Source organism: Mesorhizobium sp. M7A.F.Ca.US.010.02.1.1 (assembly GCF_004023085.1).
Lineage (GTDB): Bacteria > Pseudomonadota > Alphaproteobacteria > Rhizobiales > Rhizobiaceae > Mesorhizobium.
Window position 1 is genome coordinate 174,574 of sequence record NZ_RZRV01000004.1, and the last position, 16,614, is coordinate 191,187.

At 61.5% G+C, this 16,614-nt stretch carries 18 protein-coding genes; 9 read left to right on the forward strand and 9 right to left on the reverse strand.

The genetic code is table 11. The annotated features are described in order from the left end of the window. Positions 1-74: 74 nt before the first annotated feature. From EOA19_RS05805 to EOA19_RS05815, 3 genes are all read left to right on the forward strand, one after another. Entirely contained in the window at positions 75-671 is a 597-nt protein-coding gene (locus tag EOA19_RS05805) for a superoxide dismutase (RefSeq protein ID WP_023812781.1), read from the forward strand. A gap of 326 nt (positions 672-997) precedes the next feature. Continuing rightward, entirely contained in the window at positions 998-1,435 is a 438-nt protein-coding gene (locus tag EOA19_RS05810; protein WP_023812782.1) for a cytochrome c, read from the forward strand. Positions 1,436-1,444: 9 nt separating this feature from the next. Further along, positions 1,445-2,395: a cytochrome c gene (locus tag EOA19_RS05815; RefSeq protein WP_128302980.1), complete on the forward strand. Its 951-nt coding sequence runs from the start codon at positions 1,445-1,447 to the stop codon at positions 2,393-2,395. On the opposite strand, the gene EOA19_RS05820 is transcribed toward EOA19_RS05815, so the two are convergent. The 3 genes from EOA19_RS05820 to EOA19_RS05830 form a co-directional block, all read right to left on the reverse strand. Continuing rightward, a complete protein-coding gene (locus EOA19_RS05820) occupies positions 2,392-2,799 on the reverse strand; it encodes an SET domain-containing protein-lysine N-methyltransferase (protein ID WP_023812784.1) in 408 nt (135 codons plus the stop codon). The genes EOA19_RS05815 and EOA19_RS05820 overlap by 4 nt on opposite strands. A gap of 159 nt (positions 2,800-2,958) precedes the next feature. Further along, positions 2,959-3,585, reverse strand: a complete 627-nt coding sequence (locus tag EOA19_RS05825; protein WP_023812785.1) for a LysE family translocator — start codon at positions 3,583-3,585, stop codon at positions 2,959-2,961. Next, positions 3,582-5,705 (reverse strand): S9 family peptidase, encoded by a 2,124-nt coding sequence (locus EOA19_RS05830; RefSeq protein ID WP_128302981.1) that lies wholly within the window; start codon positions 5,703-5,705, stop codon positions 3,582-3,584. The genes EOA19_RS05825 and EOA19_RS05830 overlap by 4 nt, the downstream gene beginning before the upstream one ends. 180 nt (positions 5,706-5,885) lie before the next feature. Between EOA19_RS05830 and EOA19_RS05835 the strand changes: the two genes are divergently transcribed. Continuing rightward, the gene (locus EOA19_RS05835) at positions 5,886-6,254 is read left to right on the forward strand and encodes an SH3 domain-containing protein (RefSeq protein ID WP_128302982.1); all 369 of its coding nucleotides are present in this window, start codon (positions 5,886-5,888) and stop codon (positions 6,252-6,254) included. 440 nt (positions 6,255-6,694) lie between these two features. Beyond that, positions 6,695-7,120: a MucR family transcriptional regulator gene (locus EOA19_RS05840; RefSeq protein WP_128302983.1), complete on the forward strand. Its 426-nt coding sequence runs from the start codon at positions 6,695-6,697 to the stop codon at positions 7,118-7,120. 141 nt (positions 7,121-7,261) lie between these two features. Here the strand turns inward: EOA19_RS05840 and EOA19_RS05845 are convergent, their stop codons facing one another. Both EOA19_RS05845 and EOA19_RS05850 read right to left on the reverse strand, forming a co-directional pair. Next, entirely contained in the window at positions 7,262-7,690 is a 429-nt protein-coding gene (locus EOA19_RS05845) for a SufE family protein (protein ID WP_127292519.1), read from the reverse strand. 100 nt (positions 7,691-7,790) lie between these two features. Beyond that, positions 7,791-8,144, reverse strand: a complete 354-nt coding sequence (locus EOA19_RS05850; protein ID WP_023812789.1) for a DUF5330 domain-containing protein — start codon at positions 8,142-8,144, stop codon at positions 7,791-7,793. Between the two features lie 536 nt (positions 8,145-8,680). On the opposite strand from EOA19_RS05850, the gene EOA19_RS05855 reads away from it, so the two are divergent. The 3 genes from EOA19_RS05855 to EOA19_RS05865 all read left to right on the forward strand — a co-directional run bounded on the left by EOA19_RS05855 (position 8,681) and on the right by EOA19_RS05865 (position 11,760). After that, positions 8,681-10,411 carry an ATP-binding protein gene (locus EOA19_RS05855; RefSeq protein WP_023812790.1) on the forward strand — a complete coding sequence of 577 codons (1,731 nt, stop codon included), beginning with the start codon at positions 8,681-8,683 and terminating at the stop codon, positions 10,409-10,411. Further along, positions 10,386-11,183 (forward strand): peptidoglycan-binding protein, encoded by a 798-nt coding sequence (locus EOA19_RS05860; RefSeq protein WP_128302984.1) that lies wholly within the window; start codon positions 10,386-10,388, stop codon positions 11,181-11,183. The genes EOA19_RS05855 and EOA19_RS05860 overlap by 26 nt, the downstream gene beginning before the upstream one ends. A 229-nt stretch (positions 11,184-11,412) precedes the next feature. Next, positions 11,413-11,760 carry a DUF1491 family protein gene (locus EOA19_RS05865; protein ID WP_128302985.1) on the forward strand — a complete coding sequence of 116 codons (348 nt, stop codon included), beginning with the start codon at positions 11,413-11,415 and terminating at the stop codon, positions 11,758-11,760. On the opposite strand, the gene EOA19_RS05870 is transcribed toward EOA19_RS05865, so the two are convergent. After that, positions 11,738-12,775 (reverse strand): hypothetical protein, encoded by a 1,038-nt coding sequence (locus EOA19_RS05870; RefSeq protein WP_128302986.1) that lies wholly within the window; start codon positions 12,773-12,775, stop codon positions 11,738-11,740. The two genes, EOA19_RS05865 and EOA19_RS05870, sit on opposite strands and share 23 nt — an antisense overlap. Positions 12,776-12,963: 188 nt before the next feature. On the opposite strand from EOA19_RS05870, the gene EOA19_RS05875 reads away from it, so the two are divergent. Beyond that, positions 12,964-13,152 (forward strand): hypothetical protein, encoded by a 189-nt coding sequence (locus EOA19_RS05875; RefSeq protein WP_128302987.1) that lies wholly within the window; start codon positions 12,964-12,966, stop codon positions 13,150-13,152. Here the strand turns inward: EOA19_RS05875 and EOA19_RS05880 are convergent. From EOA19_RS05880 to EOA19_RS05890, 3 genes are all read right to left on the reverse strand, one after another. Then, the gene (locus EOA19_RS05880; RefSeq protein ID WP_128302988.1) at positions 13,149-13,718 is read right to left on the reverse strand and encodes a DUF1254 domain-containing protein; all 570 of its coding nucleotides are present in this window, start codon (positions 13,716-13,718) and stop codon (positions 13,149-13,151) included. The genes EOA19_RS05875 and EOA19_RS05880 overlap by 4 nt on opposite strands. Next, the gene (locus tag EOA19_RS05885; protein ID WP_128302989.1) at positions 13,711-14,295 is read right to left on the reverse strand and encodes a DUF1214 domain-containing protein; all 585 of its coding nucleotides are present in this window, start codon (positions 14,293-14,295) and stop codon (positions 13,711-13,713) included. The genes EOA19_RS05880 and EOA19_RS05885 overlap by 8 nt, the downstream gene beginning before the upstream one ends. Positions 14,296-14,414: 119 nt before the next feature. Further along, on the reverse strand, positions 14,415-16,568 hold the full coding sequence (locus EOA19_RS05890) for a penicillin-binding protein 1A (RefSeq protein ID WP_128302990.1): 2,154 nt from the start codon (positions 16,566-16,568) through the stop codon (positions 14,415-14,417). Between the last annotated feature and the right edge of the window lie 46 nt (positions 16,569-16,614).

Here is a 16,614-nt window from a genome sequence, read left to right on the forward strand (position 1 = left end):
AGTTGTCCCAATCCATTCCAGACCTATCTTACTCCGGTATCGACACCGGATTTTTCCACGAGGGAGTACTATCCATGGCCTTTGAATTGCCCGCTCTGCCTTACGACTATGAGGCCTTGCAGCCTTACATGTCGAAAGAGACGCTGGAATATCACCACGACAAGCACCACAAGGCGTATGTCGATAACGGAAACAAGCTCGCCGCCGAGGCCGGCTTGGGTGATCTGTCGGTCGAAGAGGTGGTCAAGCAGTCGTTCGGCAAGAATGCCGGCCTCTTCAACAATGCCGCCCAGCACTACAACCATATCCATTTCTGGAAGTGGATGAAGAAAGGCGGCGGCGGCAACAAGCTGCCGGGCGCCTTGCAGAAGGCAGTCGATAGCGATCTTGGTGGCTATGACAAGTTCAAGGCCGACTTCATTGCCGCCGGCACGACTCAGTTCGGTTCCGGCTGGGCCTGGGTCTCGGTCAAGGATGGCAAGCTGGCGATCTCGAAGACGCCGAACGGCGAGAACCCGCTCGTTCATGGCGCGTCGCCGATCCTTGGCGTCGATGTCTGGGAGCACTCCTATTACATCGACTATCGCAACGCCCGGCCGAAATATCTCGAGGCGTTCGTCGATAGCCTGATCAACTGGGACCATGTCCTCGAATTGTACGAAAAGGCCTGATGCATGTTGCCCAAAAGTGCGCAGCGGTTTTGGGATAACGACATGCACGAAAACAAAGACTCAAACCGCGTCGTTCGAGTCCGCTTGAACACAGCGCGTTTGATGTCCTGATCGATCGTAGAGAAGCCCCGCGCGATGAACTGCTCCCCCGAAGGTTGATGCCCAACTTTCGGGGGGCAGTTCATCGAGCGGGGCTTTTCTTTTTCTGCGTCGAGATTCCCGTAACAACAAAGGTCTGGCAAAAATCATCAGGGGGAAGGGAATTTTCCCCCTGATGCATCCGTTAACGTCCTGTCCCGAAATGCCTTCATCATGGAGCCAATTGAATGAGAAAGCTTGTTATCGCCATCTCTATGCTCGCACTCGCGGCCTCGGCGGCTTTTGCCGACCCGATCCTCGATCGGCAGGCACTGATGAAGGAACGCGGAAAGATCGTCGGCGGCCTGTCGAAAGTGGTCAAGGGCGAGGAACCCTTTGATGCGGCGGCTGTGTTGACGCAACTTCAGGCGCTGCAGGCGAATGCCGACAAATTCGATGCCGATGCGCTGTTCCCGGCCGGCAGCGACACCGGCGACACCACGGCCTCGCCGAAGATCTGGGAAGACATGGCTGGCTTCAAGGCAGCGGAGGACAAATATCTCGCCGACGTCAAGGCTGCGGTCGCTGCGGCTCCCGCCGATGCCGACGCGCTGAAGGCGCAAGTCGGCGCTATCGGCTCCGATTGCGGCACCTGCCATCAAGGCTACAGAATCAAGAAGGGCTGATCACCAGCCATGGCATGGCTGAAGAAACTTGTCGGCGCCGTCGTCATTCTGGGCGGCGTCGGTGCAGTTGCCGGCTGGGTCCTGTCGGCGCCGGTGAGGCTCGACAGGGAAACCTTGGCCAAGCTCGGTCCTGGCGACGCAGCCAGGGGCAAGCGCATCTTTTATGCCGGCGGTTGCACATCCTGCCATGCAAAGCCGGGCTCACAGGGCGACGCCCGGCTTCAACTCGTGGGTGGCCTCGAACTCAAGACGCCCTTCGGAACCTTCGTGCCGCCCAACATGTCGCAAGATCCCAAGGACGGTATCGGCGCATGGTCTGTCGAGGACCTCGCCAATGCCATGCTGAAGGGCGTGTCGCCTTCTGGTGAGCATTTTTATCCGGCGTTTCCCTATGCATCCTACGCGCGCATGAATCCGGCCGACATTGGCGATCTCTATGCCTTCTTGAAGACGTTGCCGGCCGTCGCCGGCAAGGCAGCGGGCAATTCGCTCGATTTCCCCTTCGATATCCGCCGCGGCATCGGCCTGTGGAAATTGCTCTACCTCAGCGACCAGCCGGTTGTTGCCTTCCCCGAAGGCACGCCTGATCCGGTGATATCAGGCCGCTACCTGGTCGAAGGGCCAGGCCATTGCGGCGAATGCCACACGCCGCGCGATCTTGCGGGCGGCACGAAGAAGAACGAATGGCTGGCGGGCGCCGTGGCCGCGGAAGGCAGTGGCGTCGTGCCGAACATCACATCAGGCGAGGGCGGTCTCGCCGAATGGTCGGAGGCAGATATCGCCAACTATCTCGAAACCGGCTTCACGCCCGATTTCGATTCGGTCGGCGGCGCCATGGTCGACGTCCAGCGGAACATGGCCGAACTGACGCCGCAGGACCGTGCGGCCATCGCCGCCTATCTGAAGGCGATCCCGGCGCATCCAAACGGCTATCCGGCCCGCAAGAAGACGGCGAACTAGACCGGGTCTGCGGATAACAGGTGGCGGTCGCCGAGAAAATCGAAGCCCGTTTCGAAGAAATGGTTGTAGTTGCAGGTCAGCTCTTCGCCAGGCGCGATGTCGCGCAGCGCAAAGCTCTCCTCGGGTGAGGAGACGTCGCAGTTCGGCTCGTCGGCATGGTTCATATAGCGCGCGTCGTCGGCTTCGAAGACGATGTAGTTCGGATCGCGGCGGTCGGGATAGGAGTAGCGATCGAGATAGCTCTTCACCGGGCCGGCCACGCGCTCATAAGTCTCGACCTCGATGAGCCGATCGAACCTTGGGTCCAGCTTCCAGATCAGAGTGCCGCGAGGAATGTGGTTCTTGGCAAAGACGCCGATTCCCTGGATAGGCGATTTGTCGAGATAGACGTCGACGAGCAGCATAATGGACCTTTACGCGATTGGAGGCTGTCAGGCCGGGAAAAGCCGCGCACTGGGTAGCGCGCGGTCACCGCAATTGCGAGTGAAAATGAGCAACGGGAACTTCAAAAAGTCCCTGATCACCCAGCCCTCCGGAAAGGGCGCGTCGATCATCGTCTGGAGTCAGCGTTGCTGCAGCGCCAGACGGACGCCCAAAGCGCAGTAGATGCCGCCGACAACTTTGCCCTGCCATCGTAACACTGACGGATTTCGGCGCAGGAGCGTGCCGAGCCGGCCAGCGCTCACGGCAAAGACGACCGTGCTGAAAAGGCCCAGTACGACGAAGATGACCCCCAACGCGGCCATCTGAAGCATCACCGTTCCGTTTTCAGGCCGCACGAACTGAGGCAGGAAGGCGAGGAAGAACAGAGCGGTTTTGGGGTTGAGCACTTCGGTCAGGACAGCCTGTCGAAACGCCTTGCCGGCAGAGATCGCAAGCGCGCCGGCAGCCGGATTGGCCGGTGTTTTCTCCATGATCGCGCGAATGCCGAGATAGATCAGGTAGGCCGCGCCGATGTACTTTATGACGATGAACAGCGTCGCCGACGCGGCGATGACCGCCGATATGCCGATCATCGCCATGACGGTGTGAAAGACATCGCCGGCAGCGATCCCGGCGCCCGTCGCGATGCCGACCTTGGTTCCGGAACTCGTTGCCCGGGCGATCGTCAGCAGGGTGGCGGGGCCTGGAATGAAGACGAAGCCGAAAACGACCGCGATGTAAGCGATCAGGGTGGTGAGGTCGATCATTTGTTGGTTGCTCCCGTAAGCTGCGCCTTGCCCATCACTTTCAGCGCGAAGGAATAGGTGTAGGCGATCTCTTCCAGCCGCGAAAACCGGCCGGAAGCACCGGCATGGCCGGAATCCATGTTGATCTTGAACAGAACCGGATTGTCCCCGCTCTTGCGGTCGCGCAGCCGGGCCACCCATTTGGCCGGTTCCCAATAGGTGACGCGCGGATCGGTGAGACCGGCCAGCGCCAGGATCGGCGGATAGTCGTGATCAGCGACATTGTCATAGGGCGAATAGGCGGCAATGGTCCGGTAGTCGTCGGCGGACGCGATCGGATTGCCCCATTCGGGCCATTCCGGCGGCGTCAGCGGCAGGGTCGCATCGAGCATGGTGGTGAGAACATCGACGAAGGGAACCTCGGCGACGATGCCGCCAAAACAATCCGGCGCCATGTTGGCGACGGCACCCATCAGCATGCCGCCGGCCGAACCGCCCTGCGCGACGATGCGGTCATGCGCCGTGTAACGCTCCGTGACCAGATGGCGCGCGACGGCGATGAAATCGGTGAACGTGTTCATCTTGTTCTCCCGCTTGCCGTCATCGTACCAGCCATAGCCCTTGTCCTTGCCGCCGCGAACGTGAGCGATGGCGAAGACAAAGCCACGGTCGACCAGCGAGAACCAGTTGGTGTTGAAGGCTGCCGGCACGGTGATGCCATAGGAGCCGTAGCCGTAAAGCAGGCAAGGCGCGGATCCGTCCAGCGGCGTGTCGCGATGATGCAAAAGCGAGATCGGCACCAGTTCGCCGTCGCTGGCCGGCGCCATCAGGCGCCGCGTGACATAGTGGTCCGCATCATGGCCGGACGGCACTTCCTGGGTCTTCAGCAGCACCCGCTCGCGGGTGCGCATATTGTAGTCGAACACCTGGGCCGGCGTCGTCATCGACGAGTAGGAAAAGCGCATGATCTCGGTGTCGTATTCATAGGAACCCGACAGGCCGAGCGAGAAGGCCTCCTCGTCGAGGGACAGAAGATGCTCCTCGCCGTTGATCCGGTCGCGCACGACGATGCGCGGCAGGCCTTCCTTGCGTTCGAGCCGGACCATGTGATCCCTGAAGCCGATCACCGACAGGATCAGCCGGCCGGGCTCGTGCGGCACCAGTTCCTGCCAGTTGGCGCGCACGGGATCGCCCGCTGGTGCCGTCATGATCTTGAAGTCCTTGGCGCCGTCGGCATTGGTCAGGATGAAGAAGATATCGCCGCCTTCTTCCAACTCGTACTGAAGGCCAATCTCGCGCGGCGACACCAGTTTCGGTTCGGCAAACGGATCGTCGGCGCGCATCAGGCGGTATTCCGAGGTCTCGTGATCGTTGATGCCGATCATGATCCACTCGTTGTTGCGGGTGCCGTCGACATTCATGAAGAAGCCGGGATCGGTTTCCTCATAGATCAGCCGGTCGCTTTGCGGGCTGTCGCCAAGCGCATGGAACAGCACCTTCGACGGGCGGTGGTTGGGATCGAGACGTGTATAGAAGAAGCCGTCATTGCCGGCGTTCCAGACACCTGAACCGCCGGTGTCGGGGATCTGGTCCTCAAGCTCCCTGCCGTCGGCAAGGTCACGCACGCGAAGCGTGTAGAATTCGGAGCCCTTGTCGTCGAATGCCCACAGCAGCCTTGCGTGGTCGGCCGAATGGTCGACACCACCAAGACGGAAATAGGCCTTGCCCGCGGCCTCTGCGTCGCCATCGAGCAGGATATGCTCGGCACCGCCGTCGCGTGGCATGCGGAAATAGCGCGGCTGCTCGCCACCAAGCTTGAAGGACGAGCCATAGGCATAGGGTCCGTCCTTCATCGGCACGGAAGAATCGTCTTCCTTGATACGGCCCTTCATCTCCTTGAAAAGCTGCTTCTGCAGTTCGGCCGTGTCGGCCATCAGCTTCGACTGGTACGCGTTCTCCGCCTCGAGTTCTGCGCGGATTCCCGCATCGAGCAATGACGGGTCGCGGAACATCTCCTGCCAGTTGCCGGCCCGCAGCCAGGCATAGTCGTCGGTTCGCGTGATGCCGTGATGCGTGTCGGAAACCGGCCGCTTCTCGGGCGCTGGCGGGCTGACGATCGGAAATATGGATGTCTTGGTCATTGCGTCTCGCTTTGCCAGTATCTTGAATGGGCCAGTATCTTGAATAGGCCAGTATCTTGAATGGACCATCTCAAATGGAGAATATCTTGAACGGCGAATGAACACGCCGCTCAGGGCAGGTTCAAGAGCCACAGCGTATGGGTTGTGTCGGCTCCAGGAGATGAGCCGGGAGGAGAGATGATGACTATTTGGTCTCGGACTGCTGCGGCTTTCGCCGTTGCTTCACTAACTCTGGCCTTTGCCGGCCAGTCTCATGCGACCGTATTCGCGGCTTGGCAAGTGGCCAATGTGCCGTTCGGCGATACGCTCAACGTACGCAAATACCCTTCGGGCACATCCCAGAAGCAGGCGGGATATCCGAACGGGACCGTTCTGCAGATGACCGGGCGATGCACCGGCGGAATAAACCTGCTCGACATCGCCAACCAGCCGGTATGGAAGCAGGAACAGAAGATTCGCTATCGCTGGTGCGAAGTCTGGCATGATCCGGCCCAGAACGGCAATTTCATCACCGGCTGGGCCTATGGCAAATACATCACCCCGCATTGATTGACGCGGCAGCAATCAGCCGATCGGTTGGATGACAGGCATGCATGATTGCTTGCGTATGACCACGGCAACCTGTGGTTTTGTAGGCAAATATGAACAACCAATATTGCCCGAGCGATACCAAGCAAGATCAAACATTAAAACCCGTTTCGTGAGTTGCCATGAATGTAACGGCGATCTGACGTTACGTCAGCCGCCGCCGGTGGGAGCGCGAAATATCGATAAATTACACAATGCACGAAAGATTGAAGCTGATCGCGGAATAATTGATCAATAGCGTTCAATATAGCGTAAGGGCCGAATTGACTTACTTGGTCTGCGCGCTCATTGATGTGCCCGCGACACGAATCGTAGAAACTCTACCTGCACAAAATTCGTGCGATGCCCTGCTTGTAAAAAAGGGCGCAGATCGATGTAACTCTTGTTGGGGCCCGAAGACCATGGATATTGTCGAAACACCTTCCAGAAACAGCGATGCGCTGATCGAATTGACCGCCGATGTGGTGGCCGCCTATGTCAGCAACAATCCCGTGCCGGTCGGCGAATTGCCGAACCTGATATCCGATGTCCATGCTGCGCTCGGGCGTGTGGGCGGAACCGCCGAACAGTCGCCTGCCGACAAGCAGAAGCCGGCGGTCAACCCGAAGCGGTCGGTTCATGACGACTACATCGTCTGCCTTGAAGACGGCAAGAAGTTCAAGTCGCTGAAGCGTCATTTGATGACCCACTATGACCTGACACCGGATCAGTATCGCGAAAAGTGGAACCTTGACCCGACCTATCCGATGGTTGCACCCAACTATGCGGCTGCCCGGTCACAGCTTGCCAAGAAGATGGGCCTCGGCCGCAAGCGCAAAGCGCGGTAATCGCTGCCAGAGCAATTCCAGCGCATAGAGCTTTCCCTTGGGAATTGCGTTAAAATAAGCCAGATCGGATCGACATCAACGGCGCCTTCGGGCGCCGTTTGATTTTTGCGCGCCGCGACGCGCGGATCGGGTGTGGAGGTGTCAGGCGGTCTGCTTGAGCGCTGCCTCGGCGTCGCGCTTGATGCGCTTGACCATCGAGCGAAGGCCGTTGGCGCGCTGCGGCGACAGATGTTCGTCGAGGCCGAGTTCTTTCAATGTCGCTTCCGCATCGGTCTGCTGGATTTCGCTGGCGGTCCTGCCGGAAAACAGCGCCAGCATGATCGCAACCAGCCCACGCACGATATGAGCGTCCGAATCGCCGGTGAAGGTGATGACTGGGTCGGCTCCAGCCCCGCGTTCGGTGGTCAGCCAGACCTGGCTCACGCATCCCGGCACCTTGTTGGCGGCGCTGCGCTGCTCGTCGGGAAATGGCGGCAGCGCCTCGCCGAGTTCGATGACATAGCGATAGCGGTCTTCCCATTCCTCGAGGAACGAAAAATCGTCGCGGATCGTCTGGATCGTGGTGGTCATGGCCCGGATATAGTCACGCGGCGGCGCCGCGTCACGGAAAAAACAAGGACACCGCGGGCGTCGAGAGGGCAGACAGCCCGCGGTGCGCCGTCGAAACGGCTTAATTCTGAGGCGGCAGGTTGACGGTCTCGGGCAAGACGATTTCTTCGGGCAGGCTGCCGGTCATCGTGGATGTGTCGGGGCTGGCGGCGGACTTGTCGTCCATTATCGCTGCCGCGATCTTGGCGGTCTCCTTGGCGCGGGCGGTGATGGTGTGCATTGCCGACTTGCCGGTCTCGCAGACATCGGGCTTGCGTTCGCAAATGCCGGCGATATCGCCAACCGCTTCGCGTGCCGCAAACAAGGCCTGGATCGGCCCGACGCTTTCGCGGCCCGATTCATCGGGGCCGACAGTCAGCGGCAGCGCCAGCAGCACCAGCGAAAACCAGAAAGCCATTCTTATGAGGAAGACCATGCCCTTGCCCTCTCGTCGTGACCGGATCATGCATCCATATGGCATGACCTCTTTTGTAGGCAGGATCTTGGCACACAGGCGCAAAGGACGGCTTGCAGGCAAAGAGAGAATTTTCCTCAAATTTTAGGCAAATTCGAGACGAAGCGTTCTGCAATCGTTTTGTCTCAATTGCCAGTGATTTTCCTTAACAACAAATAACCATATATCCCCATGATTTTCCTGTATTTTTCTTGGAATGTGGAAGTCCGAGTGCCGTGTGCGTCTGTCCGATAGGTGCCGTCGCCGGATAACTCTCCGTTTACTATGGCTGCATTTGCCCGTGCTTTCGGCGGCCGGCATCCCGATATTTGCCGCAGGCCAGGGCCTTGGTCGGCCCTGCCTTATCCATTCCTTAAACGCTGGATGCGAGTTTCAAAGCCAACCAGAACCATCTGCAAAGCAGAGCTGTCCACGACAAGTGCGAGTGCGTTGAGTTGAGTTCAATCAAGGCCAGATACGTTGAATTGCCTGGCGCGATTTCTGCCGGTTGCGAACGTATGGTCCATCCGTCCATCCTTGGGCGGAGCGACCGCGAGCGCCAGCGCCGTTTCATCGGCGTCATGCTCGCCGCTCCTTTCTTTGCCGCCGGCGCCGCGGTCACGCTGGTCACTTCAGGCATGGGCGTTGCCGTCACCATGGCCGCCATCTTCGCCGCCTTTGGCCTGTGCTGGTTCGTCGCCTTGCTGGTGGCGGCGACCGGCAAGATGGCGATGGCGAGTCGGGTCGCCCTGGTGCTGGCCGGCATTTCGCTCGGCAGTCTCATTGCCGCCGCGGGCGGGTTGGGTTCGCCTGTCGCCATGCTTGTCTTGGCGCTGCCTTTCGAAGCCTGGTGGATCGGCGGCTCGCGACGTGCAGCACTGTGGGGAGCCGTGTCGGCCGCTGTCGCCATCCTGGCTCAGCCTTTGGCTGGAACCGTATTTCCTTTCGCAGGAGCGCAGATCGCGGCGTGGCACTGGCTGGTGCCGTTGGTGTGGGCGCTGACACTGATGCCGCGTGCATCGGCGTTTCAAAACACCGCCGACGCGGCTGTGGTCGACACTGCCGACCGGCTCGAAGACATCATCGATGCGGTGGTCTTGCGCGTTGCCCGTCATGGCGAGGTACTGGACGCGTCGCCAAAGGCCCGCACGCTTTTGAAACTGCCGCCCGAACTGCTGTCCGGAAACGGCCTCTTCGATCGCGTCCATCTGTCGGATCGCGTTTCCTATCTCAGCGCGATGGCCGACATGCGCGACGGTGCGCTGTCGCGCCGGCTCGAATTGCGCATCCGGCTGCCTCAGAACGGCAATAGCCTGACGGCCGACAATTACCGGCCGTTCTCGCTTGATCTGGTGCGTGGTGAGGAACAGGGTGACGTCTTTACGCTCGTCCTGCGCGAGAATGACGAGATCAGCCGGTTGCGCGAGGATCTCGCGGCGGCCAATGAGGCGGCCGCATCCGCCGAAGTGGCGAAGGGGCGCTTCCTGGCGGTGGTCAGCCACGAACTGCGCACGCCGTTGAATGCCATCATCGGCTTCTCGGATATGCTGCTGCACGAGATGTTCGGCGCCTTCAAGGATCCGCGCCAGAAGGAATATGTCGGCTTGGTACGGGATTCGGGCCAGCATCTGCTCGCCGTCGTAACCTCGATACTCGACGTGTCCAGGATTGAATCGGGCGTTTACGCGACCGAACCCGAGCCGTTCCGGTTCGCGGAAGCGGTCGACATGTGCCAGTCGATGATGCAACTGCAGGCGCAGGCCAAGAACATCGATCTGCGGGCGCAGATCGCGCCGGACGCCGGCGACATCAATGCCGATCAGCGCGCCGTGCAGCAGATGCTCATCAACCTGGTCTCCAACGCGATCAAGTTCACCCCCGACGGCGGCGACGTCGTCGTCGGTGCCAAGCGGATCGGTTCGCGCCTGCATTTCTGGGTCAGGGACACCGGAATCGGCATCGCCGAGGAGGATTTCGCCAATCTCGGCAAGCCCTTCATGCAGATCCAGAACGACTATACCCGCCGTTTCGAGGGGACTGGTCTTGGCCTTTCACTTGTCAAGGGTCTGGTGGCGCTCCACGAAGGCACGATGTCCATCGAAAGCATGCCGGGCGAGGGCACCACGGTGACCATCAGCCTGCCGGTGAACGGACCGAAGGGACATCAGGCGGAGAAGGCCGGCGTGCTGACCATGCCTGTAGCGATGGCGAAAGGGGACAGAAATGGCTCGCTCCGCAAAACAGGCTAAGGCGGTCAAGCGCCGCAGCAACGCCTTTCAGGACGGCGCTGTCGCCGTCGGCGGCATGATCTCGCGCAACCCTGTCCTGGTGGGCGGCTCGACGGCATTCCTGGTGGCGCTGTTCTACGTCTCCGCAAATGCCTTGTGGTACCAGCCTTTCCCGCATGCCGGCGCATTCTTCGCGACCCGCAGCATTGCGGGTTTTCCGCACGCGGCGCCCGACGAGCCGGAAACGACGTTCAACATCGTGCGGCCATCCGGCGCGCCGGCACCGATCAAGGGCGATCCGGTTGTCGAGCAGGTGCAAGGCATATTGAAGGATCTCGATTTCTATTCGGGAACGGTCGACGGCATTTCCGGACCCAACACCCGCAAGGCTATCCAGGACTATCAGCAGAAGGTTGGGCTCAACACGTCCGGCGAGATCGACGCGCTTCTGCTCGATCAACTGGGCGCGACGCCGAAAACCGCTTCCGTGGTACCCAGGCCGCAGCCGCGTCCGGATACGTCGGCCGCCGTTCCGGTGTCTTTGCAGACAGGTTCGGGACAGACAAATTCCGGACAGGCGAATGCCGCGACGCAAGCGCCCGATGCCCGCATCGTCAAGATCCAGGCCGGGCTCAAGGCGTTCGGCAATGACGACATGCAGCTGGATGGTGTCGTCGGCGCGCGCACCAAGGCAGCGATCAAGGAATTCCAGTCGCTGTTCGGGCTGCCGCAGACCGGCGAGCCCGATGAGATCGTCTACGTCAAGATGCGCGAGATCGGCCTGACCAACTGACGGCTGAAACGACGGCTCGCCCAGCGGGGGAAATATCGACAAAGCAATTCTAGGAAAAGTGTGAAACGGTTTTCCGTCCGGAATCGCGTCAAACAAGGGCTAAAGTAGTTTGCCGTTTCCTTGAAACGGCAAACTACTTTAGAGAACCCGCCTGCCTTGTTCTCATGCATGCCGTTGTTCCAAAACCGGGACCCACCTTTTGGGCGACATGCATTCGCGGAGTTTTCTCATGCGTGTCACATCGGATCTGTGGGTCTCGGCCCTGTTGCGCCGGGTTTTCAGCGCCGGTGGATTTGCCGCCGTGGTCAAGCGCGGCGCGACCGAGGCCGGCGCTGTGTTCGTGCTGGCGCGGGGCAGGCTGGGTGAGGTTGCCCTGTTCGGGCCGGCGCCGCAGACAAGCTATGATTCGGCCAAGCCCGACGACCGGTTTTTCACTCTGCTCGGAGCCGGCGAGGATGCCGCGGTGCTCGACGCTAGGCTGGAAAGGGAGAAAAAGTTCGATCCCGATATCTGGGTGGTCGAGATCGAGGCCGGCACCGTGCCCGTCGAGGAGCTTATTTCCGTGAAGACGCCCTGAGGCCGGAGGTATCAGCCGCATCGTCGCTGTTCGAAGCGGTGCCTGTATCGCTGTTGGCAGGTGCTGCGCCGCGAACCGCCCTTGAAAGGGTTCCCGCCCGCCACGACCGCATCTTGTCCTGGGCCGCTTCGCGATGCAGCAGCCGGTAACGGTCGAGGAAAGTCCGGATAGCCTGCGGATGCGGGAACTGGCTGGGATAGACGGCAACCGTGATCAGGAAGGCCCTGTCTTCGCTGAGGTCGAGCGAGCGTAAGGCGGCAAGCAGCGAGGCGTAATTCTGGTTGGCGGTGAGCGATCGCGCGATCTCGAAATCGATATCGAGTGCATCGGCGAGCGCGGTTTGGAAGAACGCGGCGTTTCCCGTCAGAGCTGTCTCGCGCAATTTCACATAGGTGTCGGCGCCCTTGAAAGGATCGGCGCCCGTCGCTGCCGCCTCGTCGCCGGTGCGCATCATCGAGCGCAGCCTGCGCCGTGCATTCTCAGCCGCGATGCCGAGTGCCTGTTCCCGGGCCAGCTCGCCGGAGGCGCTTTCCGCGCTCGCTGGCGCGATCTTGTCTGCTGCAGCGGCGTTCGCATCCGGGTCCGGCGCACGCACCAGGGTTGGCCTCTCGAGGGCCCTGATCAGATCAGCAATGGTCGGGTTCAAGCTCTTGCGGCGCGCGATGGCACGCGCATGCGGCAGGCCATGTCGCCCGATCAGGGCGATGAGATCGATGTCGCTGACGGCGCGTGAGCGGATGAGCAGCGGCGCGGCAATGTCGACCGGTTCCTCGCAAAGGCGGCGCACCAGGGCGGCGGGGGCGTATTCGCATTCGGAAAGGGCGGCCGCCACGTAACGGCGAGATTCGACGGACACATTGTCGAACAGCGGCAGCGTCAGGTCTTCGAGTTGGCCAATCTCACGGCGTGAAGGGCGGGTGAGCGAGCAAAACGCCGACACTGCGGCGCGGAACAGCCTTTCGGCCTTTCCCGAGTCTTTTCGCACCGCGATTTGCCTGAAGTCCGAAGATGACACGAAGGATACGCCCGTACTCGACACAAGCTTGGCCGCGCTCGACCGGGACTGTGCCGGTTTCGCGAGCGCCAAGAACAAAGATCAAGTTAGCGGCGATCCGTTAGCGTTCCGTTAACCCTCTGCCGGCCTTAATGACATTTGGAGGCGTTGCGTTGTGCTCCGGGGAAACCGAGAGGAATGCGCGAACCATGGGCATGGTGCTGTCTTTCGTGCCGCGTACGGCACCAAACACCAGAGTAAAGCAAACCGTCGAAATGCCGGCGGCGGTGATCATCTTTCCCGGCATCCGCTACGAGCGGCCGTGTGCCGGCGAAGTGCGGCCGGTCGATCCCGACAAGCCGGGCTCGCCAGGGACGAAGCCGGTCCCGCATCACTAGAAGTCCTGCAACTCGCAGGAACTCTGTTCGAAGAAGTGCGACACGATTGGCTTCCAGCTGCTGTCGGGCACGAAGGCGCGGATGACGAAGATGCCTTCCTCGATCGGCGCTTCGACGAAGATCGCCCCCTGAAGATCCTCGGGAAGGTCCTTGCGCACGTCGATCATTTGCGCCGGCGTCAGCACGACGGCATCCAGAACGCCGCCGGTCGCTGTGTGGTCGTTGAAGGAATAGATGTTGTGGCCGCTGCGGTCATAGACCGAGACCGACCAGAACGGGACATGTCCAGGTGCCTTGACGCGGACCATGCCTTCGCCCAGATCGAACCGGCAGGCCGTCGCGTAAAACAGCGGGTCGACGGATTTCACCACGGGCGCGCCACCGGCCTCGGCATCGAGCCGCGTCATCTTGTATAGGTCCGACGCCATGGACAGCCGCGACCAGGCATCGCGTTCGGAAAACTCGGGCACCAGCAGCAGCACGGCGATGTGCACGATGCCGGCGCCGAGCAGGCCGAGCAGGACGGCATGCAGAAGTCCGCGCATCGCAGCGTAAAAACTACGCATTGCAGCCGACCTTGACGATTTGCGGCAGCGAGACGTCCGACAGGCCGGTGCTGCTGGCGATCGGCGTGTCGTAGAAGGTCAGCACGAAATACATCCTGCCGGAGCCGTCTGTCAGCAGCCAGTTGCCCGGCATCGGGTGATGGCCGGCGGAAATGATCACCGAATTGTCGGGCTGGCGCACCACCCCATAGGATTGCAGCGCCGCCAGCCGGGGTTTGCCGGTTTCGACCACGCCGAGCGACTGGTCGGCGGCATAAAGCGTCCAGAACCGTGCCGTCGGAAAACCACCCTCGATTGTGTAGGTGCATTCGCGCTTGAGCTCGGCGCCGCCCGTGTCGCGCTCGGCGACGAAGGACAGCCCTTCGGCGCGGCCGAGCGCAAGTACGCCCTCGCGCGCCACACGGGCCTTGGAATAGGGATCGGCGGCCGGCGTGCCGATATCGGGAAAGGCCGTCCATTGGCCGATCCGGATGGCGCCGACACCATCCTGGACTTTCAGCGCATACCAGACGCTGCTGCCACCGCCGACGATGGCTATGGCAAGCGAAAGCAGCGTCAGGAAGGCATTCTTGAGCATGAGGGGCCGGGAACACGAAGAGTTGCCGCTCGGGGATATCGCGGCGCGGGGCCTCGTGGCAAGCGGGCCGATGGATTTGCCGCCCCGGACCAGTTGAAAGACCTGCCCAGTCGGAAAGATCACAGCGCCGACAGCGTCTCCGGCGGTTGCGGCGTACTGAGGACGGGGGCCGACTGGAACAGCGTGGTCATGTCCCGCAGCGTCTGGGTCGTGCGGCTGGACAGCACCGGCGGCCGCTCGGCCGCCGCATTGGCCGCCGCCTGTTCGTCGCTCTTCTTCAGCGCTTCCTCGGCCTTGGCCGCTATCTCCTCGTCGACGAAAGGTTTGTCGATGCCGGGGATCGGCTTGAGGTCGATATTCTGGTGCGCGTAGACCATCAGTCGCTGCCACACCATCGCCGGCAGCGAGCCGCCGGTCATGTTCTTGGTCGGCGTGAAGTCGTCATTGCCCATCCACACCGCCGCCGTGTAGTTGCCGGTGAAGCCGACAAACCAGGCGTCGCGGTAGGATTGCGTCGTGCCCGTCTTGCCGGCGACGACGATGTTGGGAAGTTGAGCCCGCCGCGCGGTGCCCATCACCGGCACTGCCGCCAGCATGGTGTTCATCGATTTCAGTGCCTGCTCCGACAGCACCCGGTGCGGCGGCGGCGCATCCTTGGCGAAATCATAGACCACCTCGCCGGTGCGGGTGACGAGCTGGCTGACGCCGTGCCGGGAGCCGACGAAGCCATTGTCGGCGAACACGCTGTAGCCCGTCGCCTGGTCCATCACGGTCATGCCCGAGGTGCCGAGAACCATCGTCTTGTGTGCTTCGATCGGCGATTCCACACCCATCGCCTCGGCCATGGCCTTGATCGGGCCAATGCCGAGATGATCCTTGGCCAGCCGCACCGGCACGGTGTTGATCGATTTCGCCATTGCCATGATCAGGGTGACGTTGCCCGCCGATCCGCCGTTGTAATTGTGCGGTGACCAGCTGCCCCAACTGATCGGGCCGCCGGAAATAATGGAGTTGGGAGTGAAGCCGTGTTCCATCGCCGTTGCGTAGACATAGGGCTTGAATGACGAGCCGGTCTGGCGCAGCGCCTTGGTGGCGCGGTTGAACTGGCTGGCGCCGTAGTCGCGGCCGCCGACGATGGCGCGCACGGCGCCGTTGGTCTCGATGACCACGACCGCGCCCTCGGTGACGTTATACTCCTTGCCGAACTGGCGCAGGTGGAACTCCACCGATTCTTCCGCCGCCTTCTGGATGTTGGCGTCGAAGGTCGTGTGGGCGACGAGCGAGTGCTGGCCCGGCTTGGCGATCTTCTTGACCTCGTCGAATGCCCAGTCGAGGTAATAGTCAGGGCTTTTCTGTTCGCCGCGGTCGACGACATCGGCCGGATGCAGCCTGGCCTGCAGGACCTGGCCTTCGGTCATGAAGCCGGCATCGACAAGGTTGGACAGCACCACGTTGGCGCGCGCGCGCGCCGCCGGCAGGTTGATGTGCGGCGCATATTTGGTCGGCGCCTTGAACAGGCCGGCCAGCATCGCCGCCTCGGCGAGGTTCAGGTCCTTGACGCTCTTGCCGAAATAGAAGTCGGCGGCCGCCTCGATGCCGAACGTGCCGCCGCCCATATAGGCGCGGTCGAGATAGAGCTGCAGGATCTCCTTCTTCGACAGATTGGCCTCGAGCCACAGCGACAGGAAGGCTTCCTTGATCTTGCGCTCCAGCGTGCGCTCATTGGTGAGGAACAGGTTCTTGGCCAATTGCTGGGTGATGCTCGAGCCGCCCTGAACGACGGAGTTCGCCCGCACATTCTCGAAGATGGCGCGCGAAAGGCCGAGCACATCGATGCCGTAGTGATCGAAGAAGCGACGGTCCTCGGTGGCAAGCACCGCCTTGATGACGTGATCGGGCATCTCGTCGACCGGCACGGAATCGCGCTGGATGATGCCGCGCTGGCCGATCTCGTTGCCATAGCGGTCGAGGAACGTGACGGCGAAGTCGCCCTGGGCGCGCCAGTTGCCGGCCGTGTCCTGGAAAGCCGGAATGGCCAGCGCCAGCATCACCACGATGCCGACGGCGCCGAGCGTGAAACCTTCGCTCAACAGTTCGATGATGCCACGGCGCCAGCCGTTGACGCGGAAGCGCCGCGAGAAGATCGTCGCCGATTCCCAGAACTGGCGCGCCTTGAAGCCGATCTCGTAGAGCGAGGAATCGATCCACGCATCGAGCGCCAGCAGCCGGGCGGCGATCGGACCTCTTCTTTTGCGCGGTTCGGGACTGGCCATTCGGAATCCGGCTAGCAATTGCACGACCTGAGAACCGCAAACCGGC